This window comes from Burkholderia sp. FW306-1C-G01B (assembly GCF_058781685.1).
In genome coordinates, this window is record NZ_JBYSWZ010000022.1 from 40,010 (window position 1) to 56,845 (window position 16,836).

General features: G+C 67.3%; 17 protein-coding genes. 12 read left to right on the plus strand and 5 right to left on the minus strand.

The window, feature by feature from the left end; genetic code table 11:
* Positions 1 to 42: 42 nt before the first annotated feature.
* Positions 43 to 465, plus strand: coding sequence for a hypothetical protein (locus tag AC3WLY_RS32580; protein WP_175961498.1), 423 nt, complete (start codon positions 43 to 45; stop codon positions 463 to 465).
* A 37-nt stretch (positions 466 to 502) separates the two neighbouring features.
* Here the strand turns inward: AC3WLY_RS32580 and AC3WLY_RS32585 are convergent, their stop codons facing one another.
* Together AC3WLY_RS32585 and nodI are read right to left on the minus strand one after the other, a co-directional pair.
* On the minus strand, positions 503 to 1,336 hold the full coding sequence (locus AC3WLY_RS32585; protein WP_034184108.1) for an ABC transporter permease: 834 nt from the start codon (positions 1,334 to 1,336) through the stop codon (positions 503 to 505).
* A gap of 6 nt (positions 1,337 to 1,342) precedes the next feature.
* On the minus strand, positions 1,343 to 2,257 hold the full coding sequence (nodI, locus tag AC3WLY_RS32590) for a nodulation factor ABC transporter ATP-binding protein NodI (protein WP_425130561.1): 915 nt from the start codon (positions 2,255 to 2,257) through the stop codon (positions 1,343 to 1,345).
* Between the two features lie 331 nt (positions 2,258 to 2,588).
* Between nodI and AC3WLY_RS32595 the strand changes: the two genes are divergently transcribed.
* Entirely contained in the window at positions 2,589 to 3,086 is a 498-nt protein-coding gene (locus tag AC3WLY_RS32595; RefSeq protein WP_034184109.1) for a universal stress protein, read from the plus strand.
* An 87-nt stretch (positions 3,087 to 3,173) separates the two neighbouring features.
* Here the strand turns inward: AC3WLY_RS32595 and AC3WLY_RS32600 are convergent, their stop codons facing one another.
* The 3 genes from AC3WLY_RS32600 to lexA are packed head-to-tail and all read right to left on the minus strand — an operon-like array spanning position 3,174 to position 4,929.
* Positions 3,174 to 3,890: a DUF2939 domain-containing protein gene (locus AC3WLY_RS32600; protein ID WP_425130560.1), complete on the minus strand. Its 717-nt coding sequence runs from the start codon at positions 3,888 to 3,890 to the stop codon at positions 3,174 to 3,176.
* Positions 3,891 to 3,919: 29 nt separating this feature from the next.
* Positions 3,920 to 4,255 carry a hypothetical protein gene (locus AC3WLY_RS32605; protein WP_175961495.1) on the minus strand — a complete coding sequence of 112 codons (336 nt, stop codon included), beginning with the start codon at positions 4,253 to 4,255 and terminating at the stop codon, positions 3,920 to 3,922.
* A gap of 26 nt (positions 4,256 to 4,281) precedes the next feature.
* Positions 4,282 to 4,929: a transcriptional repressor LexA gene (lexA, locus tag AC3WLY_RS32610; RefSeq protein WP_009689103.1), complete on the minus strand. Its 648-nt coding sequence runs from the start codon at positions 4,927 to 4,929 to the stop codon at positions 4,282 to 4,284.
* A gap of 264 nt (positions 4,930 to 5,193) precedes the next feature.
* Between lexA and AC3WLY_RS32615 the strand changes: the two genes are divergently transcribed.
* From AC3WLY_RS32615 to rbsK, 10 genes are all read left to right on the plus strand, one after another.
* Positions 5,194 to 6,231 carry a sulfate ABC transporter substrate-binding protein gene (locus tag AC3WLY_RS32615; RefSeq protein WP_175961494.1) on the plus strand — a complete coding sequence of 346 codons (1,038 nt, stop codon included), beginning with the start codon at positions 5,194 to 5,196 and terminating at the stop codon, positions 6,229 to 6,231.
* A gap of 122 nt (positions 6,232 to 6,353) precedes the next feature.
* On the plus strand, positions 6,354 to 7,262 hold the full coding sequence (gene cysT, locus AC3WLY_RS32620; RefSeq protein ID WP_175961493.1) for a sulfate ABC transporter permease subunit CysT: 909 nt from the start codon (positions 6,354 to 6,356) through the stop codon (positions 7,260 to 7,262).
* Positions 7,259 to 8,209 carry a sulfate ABC transporter permease subunit CysW gene (gene cysW, locus AC3WLY_RS32625; RefSeq protein ID WP_175961492.1) on the plus strand — a complete coding sequence of 317 codons (951 nt, stop codon included), beginning with the start codon at positions 7,259 to 7,261 and terminating at the stop codon, positions 8,207 to 8,209. Before cysT ends, cysW begins: the two co-directional genes overlap by 4 nt.
* 13 nt (positions 8,210 to 8,222) lie before the next feature.
* A complete protein-coding gene (locus AC3WLY_RS32630; protein ID WP_175961491.1) occupies positions 8,223 to 9,281 on the plus strand; it encodes a sulfate/molybdate ABC transporter ATP-binding protein in 1,059 nt (352 codons plus the stop codon).
* Between the two features lie 75 nt (positions 9,282 to 9,356).
* On the plus strand, positions 9,357 to 10,283 hold the full coding sequence (locus AC3WLY_RS32635) for a CysB family HTH-type transcriptional regulator (RefSeq protein ID WP_425130559.1): 927 nt from the start codon (positions 9,357 to 9,359) through the stop codon (positions 10,281 to 10,283).
* A 618-nt stretch (positions 10,284 to 10,901) separates the two neighbouring features.
* Entirely contained in the window at positions 10,902 to 11,852 is a 951-nt protein-coding gene (locus AC3WLY_RS32640) for a sugar ABC transporter substrate-binding protein (RefSeq protein ID WP_175961489.1), read from the plus strand.
* 145 nt (positions 11,853 to 11,997) lie between these two features.
* Positions 11,998 to 13,611, plus strand: coding sequence for a sugar ABC transporter ATP-binding protein (locus AC3WLY_RS32645; protein ID WP_492309081.1), 1,614 nt, complete (start codon positions 11,998 to 12,000; stop codon positions 13,609 to 13,611).
* Positions 13,608 to 14,627, plus strand: a complete 1,020-nt coding sequence (locus AC3WLY_RS32650; protein ID WP_175961487.1) for an ABC transporter permease — start codon at positions 13,608 to 13,610, stop codon at positions 14,625 to 14,627. Before AC3WLY_RS32645 ends, AC3WLY_RS32650 begins: the two co-directional genes overlap by 4 nt.
* A gap of 35 nt (positions 14,628 to 14,662) precedes the next feature.
* Positions 14,663 to 15,694, plus strand: a complete 1,032-nt coding sequence (locus tag AC3WLY_RS32655) for a LacI family DNA-binding transcriptional regulator (RefSeq protein ID WP_175961486.1) — start codon at positions 14,663 to 14,665, stop codon at positions 15,692 to 15,694.
* A complete protein-coding gene (gene rbsK / locus AC3WLY_RS32660) occupies positions 15,691 to 16,620 on the plus strand; it encodes a ribokinase (RefSeq protein ID WP_492309080.1) in 930 nt (309 codons plus the stop codon). The genes AC3WLY_RS32655 and rbsK overlap by 4 nt, the downstream gene beginning before the upstream one ends.
* Positions 16,621 to 16,836 lie beyond the last annotated feature (216 nt).

A 16,836-nucleotide genomic window follows, 5' to 3' on the forward strand; every position in this document is an offset into this window, starting at 1 on the left:
CACGCGTGCGGCGCCCTTTACAAGAAGCAAACAGGAAAACGCATGACCCAACCGAAGATTCATCCTCGACTCGAAAAGGCGCTGACGCGCGGCGATCTCGCGATCCGCCAGGCCAATTCCGCGCGGGCGACTGCCGTGCTGAACGCACTCGGCACGATGATCATCGAGGCCTCCGCAACGATCGGCGTCGACGCCAGCATCGACATTCCGCAGGGCGACCGCATTTACGATCCCGTCAACGGGGTGTGGCCGCAGAAGATGCTGGTGTCGTTCGACGGCCCGGTGGATGAAGCCGACAAGGAAGAGCTGCGCTCGGTCTATCTGATCGCCGACGATCCGGGCACGCAGTTCCGCGTCGAATGGCATCGCGCGGACGGCAAGCTCGGCCGCCAGGAAGGCGGCCCGCTCGCGACCGTCGCGTTCCTGACCGACGTCGAGATTCCGTGGAGCGACGACGACGAGTAACGTCGCCGCATGAAGCCGGCGCTGCGCGCGCCGGCCGTCAGCGCATCATCCGCCGCCGGAACAGCCACGCGGACAGCAGGAATCCGCCGACCGCATAGCCGGCGAGCACCGCAACGTGCAACGCGACGTCCGTCGCGGGCCGGCCGAGCATCGCGGGCCGGATCAGCTCGACCGCGTTCGCGAGCGGCAGCGCATGCGCGGCGTGCTGCGCGACCGGCGGCAACTGCGTGATCGGGAAAAACACGCCCGACAGCAGCAGCATCGGCGTCAGCACGAGCGTCTGATAGAACATGAAGAAATCGTAGGACGGCGCGAGCGCCGTGACGATCATCGCGACGCTGGCAAACGCGAGGCCCGCGAGCGCGATCACGGGCAGTGCCGCGAGCATCGACGGAAACTGCGCATAGCCGAGCGCACCCGCGACGAGCATGATCGCAGCCCCCGACAGCATGGCCTTGCTGGCTCCCCAGACGATCTCGCCGAGCACGATGTCGCCGAGCGCGAGCGGCGTATGCATGATCGCTTCCCAGGTGCGCTGCACGTGCATCCGCGAGAAGCCCGAATACATCGATTCGAAGCTCGCGGACATCATCACGCTCGACCCGGCCGTGCCGGCTGCGAGGAACGCGATATACGACACACCGTCGACATGGCCGAGCATCAGGCCGAGCCCGAAACCGAGCCCGAACAGATAGATCATCGGATCGGCAAGATTGCCGAACATCGACGCGAGCGCGAGCTTGCGCCAGACGAGATAGTTGCGCCGCCATACGGCGACCCAGTTGGTTGCGTTCGCCGGCATCGCGATCGCGAAGCGTGATTCGCGCGGCGGTGCCGAAGGTGCGGTGGCGGAATAGTTGCGGACGTCCATGGTCGATCAGTCCTGCATTTCGCGGCCCGTGAGTCGCAGGAATACATCCTCCAGATTGGCCGGGCGATGCAGATAGCGCAACCCAGAGCGACCCTTGAGTCGTGCGCTGAGCGGCTCCGGGTCGCTCACGTAGCAGAACAGCGTCTCGCCGCTGATCTCGGTGCGCTTCGCGAACGCCGATAACTCGTCGCGCAGCGCGGCCGGGTCGGGCCCGTAGATTTCGATCACGTCGCAGCCGATCTCCGATTCGATCAGCGCATGCGGCGCGCCTTCGGCAATCTTGCGGCCTTCCTCGATCACGCACAGGCGGTCGCACAGGCGTTCGGCTTCTTCCATGAAATGCGTGGTGATCAGGATCGTCTTGCCGCGCGCGAGCAGCGAGCGCAGCCGCTCCCACATCAGGTGCCGCGCCTGCGGATCGAGGCCCGTCGTCGGCTCGTCGAGCACCAGCACGTCGGGATCGTTGACGAGCGCGCGGGCGAGCGTGAGGCGGCGCTTCATGCCGCCCGACAGCTCGCCGACCTTCGCGTCGGCCTTGTTCTCGAGCTTCGCGAATTCGAGCAGCGGCTGCACGAGCGCGCGCGCAGCGTGAGCCGACATCCCGAAATAGCGGCTGAACACGAGCAGGTTCTCGCGCACGGTGAAGTCGGGGTCGAGATTGTCGAACTGCGGGACGACGCCGACACGCTGGCGCGCATGCCGCGCTCGCGATGGAACAGGTTCGCCGCACAGCGAAATGGTGCCCGCATCGGGATACGCGAGGCCGAGCAACATCTTCAGCGTAGTGGTCTTGCCGGCGCCGTTCGGCCCGAGCAGGCCGTAGCATTCGCCGGCCTGTACGTTGAAGGACAGGCCGTTGACGACGAGTTTGTCGCCATAGCGCTTTTCGACGTTGCGGAGATCGATCGGTGCGACGGACATGGGCATGTTGTCGTTGTAAGCGGGTGCGTTCCGCCGCCCGATGCGTGGCCGGTTGGCGAACGGATCGGACGAATGCGGGTCACAGGGGCATGACCGAAGCGCGCAACGCCGGCACGTTATGGCCTGCTGGAATACGAACGAGCCATTCTAGTGCATCGGCTGCGTCTCTTCAGGGCAGGCCTGCACGGTGCGATGCAAGTGTGCACCGATCGTGCACCGCATCATCGCGCACGCGCCGAGCGGGGCGAATCAGCGTTTTCCATCCCTTGCGTCCTGAATTGCGGCGCACCATGATGAATGCGTAGGCTCGTTGTCGCGATAGGGAGGTTTCATGGCTAGCTACAACAAGATTTTGCTGTGTTACGACGGCTCGCTCGAAGGGCGCAAGGCACTGCGTTGCGGCGCCAATCTCGCAATGGACCTGAAGGCCGAAACGCACTTGCTGTCGGTCGTCGACATGCGTTCGAGCATTGCACAAAGCGCGGGTTTGCTGACCGACGTCGCGTGCGGCCGCTTCGAGGAAACCGCGCGCGAAATCCTGCAGGAAGGCGTGAACTGGCTGCGCGAGCGCGGCGTGCAGGCCGAAGGCCATTTCGCGTTCGGCTATCCGATCGACGAAATCGCGAATCTCGCGTCGGAGCTGAAGGTCGACCTCGTCGTCGTCGGCCACCGGTGCCGCAGCGGGCTATCGAGATGGTGGATGGGGTCGGGCAATACGCAACTGCTCGATCGCGTGAACTGCAGCATTCTGGTTGCGTGTTCGTCGGCGGAGGAGCAGAAGGCCGAAATCGCGCGCGAGCGTGAAGCGGCCACGGCGAGCGGCAAATGATCCAATGACGCAATGGTCGCCTGACCGGCGATTCGCACCGGTCAGGCGCCGCACTGCATCCGCGGCGCGGGCGTCGCGCGCGACCGGCTACGCGTGCAGGTCGATCGCGGACAACTTCCACGAAAACAGCCCGAAGCGGTGGAATACTGCCGCATAGCGTGTGCCATCGGCGCTGCGCTGGTAGGTCACGACGAATTCATCGACATTCCGGTAGCCGGCACTGGTTTGCTGCTGATGCGGCGTGTGCGTTGCATCGTTCGCGCTGGCCGGCGCGGCAGATGCCGGTGCCGGCGATGACGCAGCCGTAGCGGCCGCGTTACTGGCTGGAACAGCTGCACTTGCCGGAGCCGGATTGACCGGCGGTGCGGCCGGCGTGTCGGCCGGTGCATTGCCTTGCGGCAGATTCGACCATTCGGGCGGACGCTCGCCCGGATTGCCGCGCGGCGGCAATCCGCTCATCAGCGCGGCCACGCCCTCCGGGGTCGCGTACGCATCGACCATCGGGCCGATCAGTGCGGACCCGATCAGCGCCCCGATCACCGCGAGCGGATTCTCCTTCTTCACCGCGTCGATCCGGCGCATCAACTCTTCCGTGACCTGCTGCTTCAGGCTGATGCGCAGCGACGGAAAATCGACATATTCACTGATGGCCTGCGCATCGCGCGAATCGATCGCCGATTTCAGGCGACCGAGCGCGACGTATGGCGATGCGTATGCATAACCGATCGCCGCAATGACGGCGACGGCCAGTACGGCGATCAGCAGGGACTTGAGCCGCCATGTGCGGCCCGAAGATCCAGTCACGTTTCCTCCGGTGCGGGAATGTTCCGCAATCAGAGACCGCTTTGCGCGGCCGATCGTTCCTCCGCGATGCAGCGATCGATCATCCGGCACACGGCATCGATCGTGCCGACCATGATCAGGCGCGACCGGCCGTGATAGACGCGCACCGGCGCGCGGCGCGCGGGTTCCGCATGATTCAGGCCGGCATTCAGCGATACCCGCGCGAAAGCGGGGAGCGCCGACGGCAGCAGGGACGCCTGCCGTTCGACTGCGACTTCTTCTTTCACAGGCGCTGCCGCGGACAGCGGTGCGCAAGGCGTGCGGCCGCGCAGATGACGCAGGCGACCGAATTGACGGAAAGGCAGCAGACGGGCAAGGCGTTCCATGATGTTCTCCTCAGCGAGACGGAATGTCAGAGTTCGCCCGAGCGGATCAGCCCGACGGCGATGCCTTCCAGCGCGAATTCCGCGCTGCCGGCCTTGACGAAGATGTTTTCGTAATCCGGGTTCTCCGCGATCAGCTCGAGACCGCCCGGCCGGCGCATCAGGCGCTTGACCGTGACGTCGTCGCCGAGACGCGCGACGATGATCTGGCCGTCCTTCGCTTCCGTGCGCTTCTGCACGGCGAGGAGGTCGCCGTCGAGAATGCCGGCGTCGCGCATCGACAGGCCGCGCACCTTCAGCAGGTAGTCGGGCTTGCTGGAGAACAGCGCGGGATCGCACGCGTAATGCTGCGAGATGTGCTCCTGCGCGAGGATCGGGCTACCGGCCGCGACGCGGCCGACGAGCGGCAGCGACAGTTGCATCAGGCCGGCGTGCGGCAGCGTGAACTGGTGCGGGGCGTCGTCGATGCCGAGCAGGCGGATGCCGCGCGATGCGCCGGCGGCCAGCTCGATCACGCCCTTGCGCGCCAATGCGCGCAGGTGCTCCTCGGCTGCATTCGGCGAGCTGAAGCCCAGTTCGGCCGCGATCTCGGCACGGGTGGGCGGGAATCCGGAGCGCTCGATCGCGCGACGGATCAAGTCGAACACTTGCTGCTGACGGGCGGTGAGTTTGGTCATGGCTCAACTGTATGGATAGACAGTGAGCTGTATTTTTATACAGTACTTCGCGAATTTCAAGCGTTACTTGAGGTTCGACGCGATCGCGCCGGTTCCGGCGCGATTTCGCGACGTCCGGACGCCGGTTCATCTGCCGCAACCGTCCATCCCGTATGCGTTAGCACTTTTGAGTATTAAAAAATGAGGAACGATTATTTTTAATCATGTAAGCCGTTCGCTAGACTGGCCCGACATCGCAATACCGACAACACTGGAGAACCAAGGATGGCGAAGCGCAATACGGGGCTGGCGGGCGGAATGGGCCGCCTGATCGCAACACTCGCGCTGGGCGCGGCGGCGGCGCTGGGCGTCGCGACACACGCCCAGGCCGATACGACCTTCCTGAACGTGTCGTACGACCCGACGCGCGAGCTGTATCAGGACTTCAACCAGGCGTTCGGCAAGGAGTGGAAGGCGAAGACGGGCGAGACGGTCAACTTCAAGCAGTCGCACGGCGGCTCGGGCGCACAGGCGCGCTCGGTGCTCGACGGCCTGCAGGCCGACGTCGTCACGCTGGCGCTCGCGTACGACATCGACGCGCTCGCGAACAAGGGGCTCGTCAACAAGGACTGGCAGAAACGCCTGCCCGACAACGCGTCGCCGTACACGTCGACGATCGTGTTCCTCGTGCGCAAGGGCAATCCGAAGGGGATCAAGGACTGGGACGACCTGACCAAGCCGGGCATCTCGATCGTCACGCCGAACCCGAAGACGTCGGGCGGCGCGCGCTGGAACTACCTGGCCGCGTGGGCGTATGCGGTGCACAAGCCGGGCGGCAACGAGCAGACGGCGAAGGAGTTCGTCACGAAGCTCTACAAGAACGCGGGCGTGCTCGATTCGGGCGCGCGCGGCGCGACCACGAGCTTCGTGCAGCGCGGGATCGGCGACGTGCTGATCGCATGGGAAAACGAGGCATTCCTGTCGGTCAAGGAATTCGGTACCGACAAGTTCGAGATCGTCGTGCCGTCGGTGAGCATCCTGGCCGAGCCGCCCGTCGCGGTGGTCGACAAGGTGGTCGACAAGAAGGGCACGCGCAAGCTGGCCGACGCGTACCTGAACTTCCTGTACAGCCCGCAGGGCCAGGAGATCGCGGCGCGCAACTATTACCGGCCGCGTTCGAAGAGCGTGCCGGCGGAACTGACGAAGCAGTTCCCGAAGCTGAAGCTGTACACGGTCGACGACACGTTCGGCGGCTGGACGAATGCGCAGAAGACGCATTTCGCGGACGGCGGCGTGTTCGACTCGATCTACAAGCCGCAGTAACGCCATAACGACAGCGGCGCGCCACGACAGCGCGCCGCATCCCCGACGGGCCGCCGGCGCAATTCATCGCGCCGGCGTTTGCGTCGGGCCCATGAGCAGCATCGATCCAGCAAGAGCATCCGATGACGACGTACACCTTTCGCAAGCCGAGCGCGCTGCCCGGTTTCGGCGTGACGCTAGGCATCACGGTGGCCTATTTGAGCCTCGTGGTGCTGATTCCGCTCGCCGCCACGTTCCTGAAAACCGCGACGCTGTCGTGGGGCCAGTTCGTCACCGCCGTCACGTCGCCGCGCGTGCTCGCGTCGTACCGGCTGACGTTCTCGGCCGCGCTCGGCGGCGCGCTGATCAACGCCGTGTTCGGCTTCCTCGTCGCGTGGGTGCTCGTGCGCTACACGTTCCCGTTCAAGCGCCTCGTCGATGCGATCGTCGACCTGCCGTTCGCGCTGCCGACGTCGGTCGCCGGCATCTCGCTTGCGGCCGTTTACGCGACCAACGGCTGGGTCGGCCAGTATCTCGCGCCGCTCGGCATCAAGATCGCGTTCACGCCGGCCGGCGTGCTGGTCGCGCTGACCTTCATCGGGCTGCCGTTCGTCGTGCGCACCGTGCAGCCGGTGCTCGAGGATTTCGAGCGCGAGCAGGAAGAGGCCGCCGCATGCCTCGGCGCATCGCGCTGGCTGACGTTCCGCCGCGTCGTGCTGCCGGCCGTGCTGCCGGCGCTCTTGACCGGTTTCGCGCTGGCGTTCGCGCGCGCGCTCGGCGAATACGGGTCGGTGATCTTCATCGCCGGCAACGTGCCGATGAAATCCGAGATCACGTCGCTGCTCATCATCACGAAGCTCGAGCAATACGACTACGCGGGCGCGACCGCGCTCGCGGTCGTGATGCTGGTCGTGTCGTTCCTGATGCTGCTGCTGATCAACACGCTGCAATGGTATTTGCAGCGCCGGACGAGCCGCGGCTCGTCCGGCAAGGGCGCAAGCGGCCCCGCGCCCGCGACCGTCGCCGCAACCGCGGCAGGAGGCCAGCAATGAGCCAGAAGGCCACCGTCGTGCTGAAAACCCCGTCGTCGGCCGCGCAAGGACGCGCCGCGAACCGGCTCGACCCCGTCAGCGAGTCGCGCGTCGTGCGCTGGCTGCTCACGGGTATCGCGCTGGTGTTCCTCGCGTTCTTCCTCGTCGTGCCGCTCGCCGCGGTGTTCGTCGAGGCGCTGAGAAAGGGCGTCGGCTTCTATCTCGAATCGCTGGCCGATCCCGACGCATGGGCGGCGATCAAGCTCACGCTGATCGTCGCCGCGATCGCCGTGCCGCTGAATCTCGTATTCGGCGTGTGCGCATCGTGGGCGATCGCGAAGTTCGAATTCCGCGGCAAGGCGCTGCTGACGACGCTGATCGACCTGCCGTTCTCCGTGTCGCCGGTGATCTCGGGCCTCGTGTACGTGCTGCTGTTCGGCGCGCAGGGCTGGCTCGGGCCGTGGCTGCAGGATCACGACGTGCAGATCATCTTCGCGGTGCCGGGCATCGTGCTCGCGACGATCTTCGTCACGTTCCCGTTCGTCGCGCGCGAGCTGATTCCGCTGATGCAGGCGCAGGGCACCGACGAGGAAGAAGCCGCGCGCGTGCTCGGCGCGTCGGGCTGGCAGATCTTCCGCCGCGTGACGCTGCCGAACGTGAGGTGGGGCCTGCTGTACGGCGTGATCCTGTGCAACGCGCGCGCGATGGGCGAATTCGGCGCGGTGTCGGTCGTGTCGGGCCACATCCGCGGCGTGACCGACACGATGCCGCTGCACGTCGAGATCCTGTACAACGAATACAACTTCGCGGCGGCGTTCGCGGTAGCGTCGGTGCTGGCGCTGCTCGCGCTCGTCACGCTCGCGCTGAAGCTGCTCGCCGAGCGTCATCTCGCCGCCGAACTGGCCGGCGCGCGCGACGCCGTTCCCGTACATGCCGGCCCTGTCGCCGCCGTTTCGTCGAAATCGTAAAGAGGCAACCAGAATGGGTATCACCGTCCGTAACCTTCAGAAGCGCTTCGGCGATTTCACGGCGCTCGACAACGTGTCGCTCGACTTCCCGCCCGGCGAGCTGGTCGCGCTGCTCGGGCCGTCCGGCTGCGGCAAGACCACGCTGCTGCGCGTGATCGCGGGCCTCGAGCACGCGGACGCCGGCCAGGTCGTGCTGCAGGGGCTCGACGTCGCGTCGGTCGGCGCGCGCGACCGTCAGGTCGGTTTCGTGTTCCAGCATTACGCGCTGTTCCGCCACATGACGGTGTTCGAGAACGTCGCGTTCGGGCTGCGCGTGAAGCCGCGCCGCGAGCGGCCGTCGGAAGCCGCGATTCGCGACAAGGTGCACGAGCTGCTGAAGCTCGTGCAGCTCGACTGGCTCGCGCAGCGCTATCCGTCCGAGCTGTCGGGCGGCCAGCGCCAGCGCATCGCGCTGGCCCGTGCGCTCGCGGTCGAGCCGAAGGTGCTGCTGCTCGACGAACCGTTCGGCGCGCTCGACGCGAAGGTCCGCAAGGAGCTGCGCGGCTGGTTGCGCCGCCTGCACGACGACCTGCACATCTCGACGATCTTCGTCACGCACGACCAGGAGGAGGCGCTGGAGGTGGCCGATCGAATCGTCGTGCTGAACCGCGGCCACGTCGAGCAGGTCGGCAGCCCGCAGGACGTCTACGATCATCCGCGGAGCGCGTTCGTGTACGAGTTCCTCGGCGCGGCGAACCGGCTGCCGGGCACGGTCGCCGGGCGCGGCTTCGTCGCCGAGGGCGCTGCTGCGCCGATCGAGGTGGACGCCGACTTCGCGGGCCCCGCGAACGCATACGTGCGGCCGCACGACCTGCAGCTTTGGCCGGCAGGAGAAGGGCACCGGGACGGCATCGCCGTGGACGTGCGCCGCGTGATCCCGCTGGGCGGCTCGGTGCGCGTCGAGCTCGAGGCGCGCGCGGGCGGCGCACTCGAGGCGGAACTCGATCGCGATGCATGGCGTGCGCTCTCGCTGCAGGTCGGCGACGGCGCGACGGCCGTGCCGCGCGCAGTGCGCGTGTTTCCCGCGCGTTGAAGCGAGCATGCAGGGCAGGGGGCGGAATTCGCTCCGATTCGACCATCAAACAACGACAGCCTAAGAGGCATACCCATGAATTTTCAGCAATTGCGGTTCGTGCGCGAAGCGGTGCGCCAGAACATGAACCTGACGGAAGTCGCGAACGTGCTGTACACGTCGCAGTCGGGCGTGTCGAAACAGATCAAGGATCTCGAGGATGAGCTGGGCGTCGACATCTTCATTCGGCGCGGCAAGCGGCTGACGGGCCTCACGGAGCCGGGCAAGGCCGTGCACCAGTTGATCGAGCGGATGCTGCTCGACGCCGAGAACCTGCGCCGCGTCGCACGCCAGTTCGCGGACCAGGACAGCGGCCACCTCGTCGTCGCGACCACGCACACGCAGGCGCGCTACGCGCTGCCGAAGGTGATCCGGCAGTTCACCGACGTGTTCCCGAAGGTGCATCTCGCGCTGCGTCAGGGCAGCCCGCAGCAGATCGCGCAGATGATCCTGAACGGCGAGGCCGATCTCGGCATCTCGACCGAGGCGCTCGACCGCTATCCGGACATCGTCACGTTCCCGTGCTATTCGTGGCACCACACGGTCGTCGTGCCGAAGGGCCATCCGCTCGTCGGCCGCGAGAACCTGACGCTCGACGAAATCGCCGAGTACCCGATCATCACGTACGACCAGGACTTCACGGGCCGCTCGCACATCGACCAGGCGTTCACGGCGGCGGGTGCCGTGCCCGACGTCGTGCTGACCGCGATCGACGCGGACGTGATCAAGACCTATGTCGAGCTCGGGATGGGGATCGGCGTCGTCGCGGCGATGGCTTACGATCCGCAGCGCGACACGGGCCTCGTCGCGCTCGATACGCAGCACCTGTTCGAGGCGAGCACGACGCGGGTCGGGCTGCGCAAGGGCGCGTTCCTGCGCGCGTATGCGTACCGGCTGATCGAGATGTTCGCGCCGCACCTGAACGAAGCAGAAATCGCGGGGATGTTGCGCGAAGCCATCTGACGGCAGCGCTTCGCGCGCCGTTCGGGCGGTTGCCCCAGGCGGCGCGGCATGCGCTCGCCGGAGGCGATGCACGGGGCAGCGGCGGATATGCCGTCGCCGTGTGGTCGTCGCTTGCCGTCGGCGTGAAGCGGTTGCACGGCATCGACAAGTCGGGTGGTGGATGCTGCTGCACTTCGTGCCGATCGTCGGCGCGATCGCTTAGTTTGTGATGAACGGCTTCGTTGCCGGACGCCGCATGCGAACCGCTTCGGCGAGCCGCCGTCGGCCGATGAAGACGAGCCGGTGCCGCAGGTCCCTGCGTGACGCGCGGCGGCCTGCGCAAGTGTGGCTTTTGCGCGTCGCGACGCACGATCGCGCACTCCGAAAAAACCCTTAAATATTGATCAGACAGGTTGCGCGCCGAAGCGAATCGGTACAGCATAGCCTTCACTCCGCCGGCTTCCAGCCGGCGGCGGCGCGTAAACAACAGCACGCGCCAGGCAGTCGGCCGTCTGCCTCGCTTCCATTCCGTGGTACCGACAGCAGCATCGATGGCCATTGCCCGGGTAGTGTGGCGCAAACGTTTGCTTGCATTAAAACAACAGTCCGGCCCTTCGGGCCAGTCGCCAGGAGATGTGTATGAATGTCCGCTTTCGCCGTCGCTTCCTGACCGCCGCGCTGGCCGCCGTCGCGGTCGCCGCCGCACCGGCCGTCCACGCGCAATCTGCGGCCAAGCCGAAGGTCGCGCTCGTGATGAAGTCGCTCGCCAACGAGTTCTTCCTGACCATGGAAACCGGCGCGAAGGAATACCAGAAACACAACGCGAATCAGTTCGACCTGATCACCAATGGCATCAAGGACGAGACCGACACCGCGAACCAGATCCGCATCGTCGAGCAGATGATCGTGTCGAAGGTCGACGCGATCGTGCTCGCGCCGGCCGATTCGAAGGCGCTCGTGCCGGTCGTGAAGAAGGCCGTCGACGCGGGTGTCATCGTCGTGAACATCGATAACCGGCTCGATCCCGACGTGCTGAAGTCGAAGAACCTGAACGTGCCGTTCGTCGGCCCCGACAACCGCAAGGGCGCGCGCAAGATCGGCGACTACCTCGCGAAGAAGCTGAAGGCGGGCGACCAGGTCGGCATCCTCGAAGGCGTGTCGACGACGACCAATGCGCAGCAGCGCACGGCCGGCTTCGAGGACGCGATGAAGGCGGGCGGGATGAAGGTCGTATCGGTGCAGTCCGGCGAATGGGAGATCGACAAGGGCAATGCGGTGGCTGCCGCGATGCTCAACGAATACCCGAACCTGAAGGCGCTGCTGTGCGGCAACGACAACATGGCGATCGGCGCCGTGTCGGCCGTGCGCGCGGCCGGCAAGCAGGGCAAGGTGGCCGTGGTCGGCTACGACAACATCAACGCGATCAAGCCGATGCTGAAGGACGGCCGCGTGCTCGCGACCGCCGATCAGTACGCGGCGAAGCAGGCCGTGTTCGGCATCGACACGGCGCTCAAGGCGATCGCCGAGCATCGCAAGCAGGCCGACATGTCCGGCGTGGTCGAGACGCCGGTGGATCTCGTGACGAAGTGACGCCGCGCCGGTGCGGCCGCCGCCCTCAAGAATCGGGCGCGGCGGCCGTTATCCGGTGTGAGCGCGATCACGGCCACGGCATGCACATGCACTAGTGAGCGTCACACCCGCGCGCCGCGTGCGCGCGGCCGCAACCAGGATCGCGATGGAACCGACCTTCCAACCCTCCCGTTCAGCCGCCCCGGTGCTGTCCGTATCCGGCATCGGCAAGACCTATGCCGAACCCGTGCTCGCCGACGTCACGCTGACGCTCGCGGCGGGCCAGGCGCTCGCGTTGACGGGCGAGAACGGCGCCGGCAAGAGCACGCTGTCCAAGATCATCGGCGGGCTCGTCGAACCGACCGCCGGCACGATGCAGCTCGGCGGCCAAGCGTATGCGCCGGCGAGCCGCACGCAGGCCGAGGCGCTCGGCGTGCGCATGGTGATGCAGGAGCTGAACCTGCTGCCGACGCTGACGGTTGCCGAAAACCTGTTCCTGAACCGCCTGCCGCGGCGCTTCGGGATCATCGACCGCGCGCGGCTGCGCGACGACGCGCGCGCCGCGATGGCGCAGGTCGGGCTCGACACGGTCGAGCCCGATACGCCCGTCGGCGCGCTCGGCATCGGCCATCAACAGATGGTCGAAATCGCGCGCAACCTGATCGGCGACTGCCGCGTGCTGATCCTCGACGAACCGACCGCGATGCTGACCGCACGCGAAGTCGCGCTGCTGTTCGAGCAGATCGACCGGCTGAAGGCGCGCGGTGTCGCGATCGTCTACATCTCGCATCGGCTCGAGGAACTCGCGCGCGTCGCCGAGCGCGTCGCGGTGCTGCGCGACGGCCGGCTCGTGCATGCGGGCGACATGGCGGCGACGACGTCCGACCGGCTCGTCACGCTGATGGTCGGGCGCGAGGTCGGCGAGCACATCGATCTCGGCGAACGCCATATCGGCGCGCCGCGGCTTGTCGTGTCGGGCCTCACACGCGGGTCGGCCGTGCGGGACGTGTCGCTCGAGGTGCGCGCGGGCGAGATCTTCGGCATCTCGGGGCTGATCGGCGCGGGGCGCACCGAATTGCTGCGGCTGATCTACGGCGCCGATACGCCCGATGCCGGGATGATCGCGGTCGGCCAGCCGCCGAAACCGGCGCGGATCGGTTCGCCGGTCGATGCGGTGAAGCATGGCATCGCACTGATTACCGAGGATCGCAAGGGTGAAGGGCTGCTGCTGTCGCAGTCGGTCACCGCGAACGTGTCGCTCGGCCAGCTCGACCGGCTCGCGCGCGGCGGCATCGTCGACACAGCGCGCGAAACGGCGCTCGCCGAGCGGCAGATCGACGCGCTGCGGATCCGCACGCACGGCGCCGCGCAGACGGTCGGCGAGCTGTCGGGCGGCAACCAGCAGAAGGTCGTGATCGGCCGCTGGCTCGCGCGCGACATGGGCGTGCTGCTGTTCGACGAACCGACGCGCGGGATCGACGTCGGCGCCAAATTCGAGATCTACACTTTGATGGGCGCGCTCGCGCGCGAAGGCCGCGCGCTCGTCGTCGTGTCGAGCGACCTGCGCGAGCTGATGCTGATCTGCGACCGGATCGGCGTGATGTCGGCCGGGCGCATGACCGCCGTGTTCGAGCGCGGCAACTGGACCCAGGATGCGCTGCTGGCCGCGGCGTTCGCCGGCTTCGGCCGCGAGACGCCGCCGGGCGGCGCGCAGCATCCGGACGCGGGACCGGCGCAGGGCGCCGCTCCCGGCACTTCGACGACAGGACGACCGCAATGACCCAGCCTCCCGTATCCCCGACCGATGCAGGCGCGCAGCAGGACGTGACGGGGCGCCGCGCGCGCACGCTGTCCGGCACGCGGCTCGGCCTGTCGAACTATCTCGGGCTCGCCGGCGCGCTGGCCGCGATGATCGCGCTGTTTTCGGCGCTGAGTTCGCATTTCCTGACCTACGACACGTTCAGCACGATCGCGAACCAGATTCCCGATCTCGTCGTGATGTCGGTCGGGATGACCTTCGTGCTGATCATCGCCGGGATCGACCTGTCGGTCGGCTCGGTGCTTGCGCTCGCCGCGTCGATGGTCAGCGTCGCCGCGCTGAAATGGCAGTGGGGGCCGCTGCCGGCCGCGCTGATCGGGATCGCGGTCGCGACCGCCACCGGCGCGCTGACGGGCGCGGTCACGGTCGGCTGGCGGATCCCGTCGTTCATCGTGTCGCTCGGCGTGCTGGAGGCCGCGCGCGGCCTCGCCTATCAGCTGACGAATTCGCGCACGGCCTATATCGGCGACGCGTTCGATTTCCTGTCGAACCCGATCGCGCTCGGCATCTCGCCGGCATTCCTGATCGCGGTCGCGGTGATGATCGCAGCCCAGTTCGTGCTCACGCGCACCGTGTTCGGACGCTATCTCGTCGGGATCGGCACGAACGAGGAAGCCGTCCGACTTGCCGGGGTTAACCCGCGGCCGTATAAAATCCTCGTATTCGCATTGATGGGCGCGCTCGCGGGGCTCGCATCGCTGTTCCAGATTTCGCGGCTCGAGGCGGCCGATCCGAACGCGGGCGTGGGCCTCGAACTGCAGGTGATCGCGGCTGTCGTGATCGGCGGCACGAGCCTGATGGGCGGGCGCGGCTCGGTGATCAGCACGTTCTTCGGCGTGTTGATCATCTCCGTGCTGGCCGCGGGGCTGGCGCAGATCGGCGCGAACGAGCCGACGAAACGGATCATCACCGGCGCGGTGATCGTGGTGGCGGTCGTGCTCGATACGTATCGCAGCCGGCGCGCACGCGCGCGGTAGAAAGACAGACAGAACAGACCAGAGAGAAACGGGAAATGGCGACGATCAAGGATGTGGCGGCCATGGCGGGCGTGTCGTTTACGACCGTCTCGCACGTGGTGAACAATTCGCGGCCGGTGTCCGCGGATGTGCGTGCGAAGGTCGAGGGCGCAATCCGCGAGCTGAACTACGTGCCATCGGCCGTGGCGCGCTCGCTGAAGGCGCGGGCGACGGCGACCATCGGCCTCGTCGTGCCGAACAGCACGAATCCGTACTTCGCGGAGCTTGCGCGCGGCATCGAGGATCAGTGCGCGGCCAACGGCTATTGCGTGTTCTTCTGCAACTCGGACGACGATCCCGTGAAGCAGCGCAACTACCTGCGCGTGCTGCAGGAAAAGCGCATCGACGGGCTGATCGTCGCATCGGCAGGCGAGGATGCGGTGCTGGCGCAGACGCTCGCGGACACGCATGCGCCGCTGGTCGTCGTCGACCGCAACATCGAGGGGCTCGCGGCCGATCTCGTGCAGATCGACCACGAACGCGGCGCGTACCTGGCGACGCGCCACCTGCTCGAACTTGGGCACGCGAAGATCGGCTGCATCACCGGGCCGACCGACACGGCCGTCAGCGCGATGCGCGTGCACGGCTTCATCCGCGCGATGGCCGAGCGCGGGGTCGACATCGTGCCGGGCGCGATCGCGGAAAGCGACTTTTCGTGCCTCGGCGGTTATCACGCGGCGTCGCGGCTGTTCGAATCGGTGCGGCCGAGCGCGATCTTCGCGGGCAACGACCTGATGGGCGTCGGCGCGCTGCGTGCGGCCGCCGAGCGCGGGCTGCGCGTGCCCGACGACTGCTCGATCATCGGTTTCGACGACATCGAATTTTCCCGCTACACGTATCCTGCGCTGTCGACGGTCGGCCAGTCGGTGCGCGCGCTCGGCGAAATGGCCGCGCAGACGCTGATCGAGCGGATCGGCGGCGGCTCGACGGCCGTGCCGAGCCGCCGTCGCGTCGTGTCGCCGCGCCTCGTGCTGCGCGAATCGACGGCGATCTACCGCGAGCCGGCCGGCTCAGGCGGTCGCGCATGACGGCGCCCGCTGCGGGCGCCGGCCGCGTGACGGTGGTCGGCAGCCTGAACATGGATCTCGTCGTGCGGGCACCGCGGCTGCCGCTGCCGGGCGAAACGCTCGCCGGGCACGCGTTCGCGCAGGCGGCCGGCGGCAAGGGCGGCAACCAGGCCGTTGCCGCCGCGCGGCTCGGCGCGCAGGTCGCGATGATCGGCTGCGTCGGCGCGGACGCGCACGGCGCGGCATTGCGCGTGGGCCTCGAAGCCGAGGGCATCGACTGCACGGGGCTCGCGACGAGCGCGTCGGCGTCGACCGGCGTCGCGCTGATCGTCGTCGACGATGCGAGCCAGAACGCGATCGTGATCGTCGCGGGCGGCAACGGCGAGGTCACGACCGATACGATCGCACGGCACGAAGCCGCGCTGGCGTCGGCCGACGTGCTGATTTGCCAGCTCGAGACGCCGCCCGATGCCGTGTTCGCGGCACTGTCGGCCGGCCGGCGGCTCGGCCGCACGGTGGTGCTCAATCCGGCCCCGGCCGTCGCGCCGCTGCCGGACGGCTGGCTGCCGCTCGTCGATTACCTGATCCCGAACGAAGTCGAGGCGGCCGCGCTCACCGCGCTGCCGGTGCGCGATCCGGCCGGTGCCGAAGCCGCCGCGCGTGCGCTGCAGGCCGGCGGCGCGCGTAACGTGCTGGTCACGCTCGGCGCGCGCGGCGTGCTCGCGCTGACGGCCGACGGCACCGCGCGGCATTATCCGGCCCCGACCGTGCAGGCCGTCGACACGACGGCAGCCGGCGATACCTTCATCGGCGGCTTTTCCGCGCGGATCGCAGCCGGCGCGGACGTCGACACGGCCATCCGCTTCGCGCAACGCGCGGCGGCGCTGTCGGTCACGCGAGCGGGCGCGCAGCCGTCGATTCCGACACTCGCGGAACTGGCCGAATAGGGCTGGATCACGGATTCCGCATCACGGCTGGCCCGTCGCACGAGACGGCCGGCCGTGTCTGCTGCCCTGGCCGGCATCGCGCGAGCCTTCTCCCATCTGTCGCCGCCCGGATCTCGCGCCAATTATTCAGAAGGATGAAATAAACAGACGAATAATTCGAAAAAATACCGTGGAAACCATCAAGTTGTGCAGCGTACGGTCGTAAATGCACGGAGT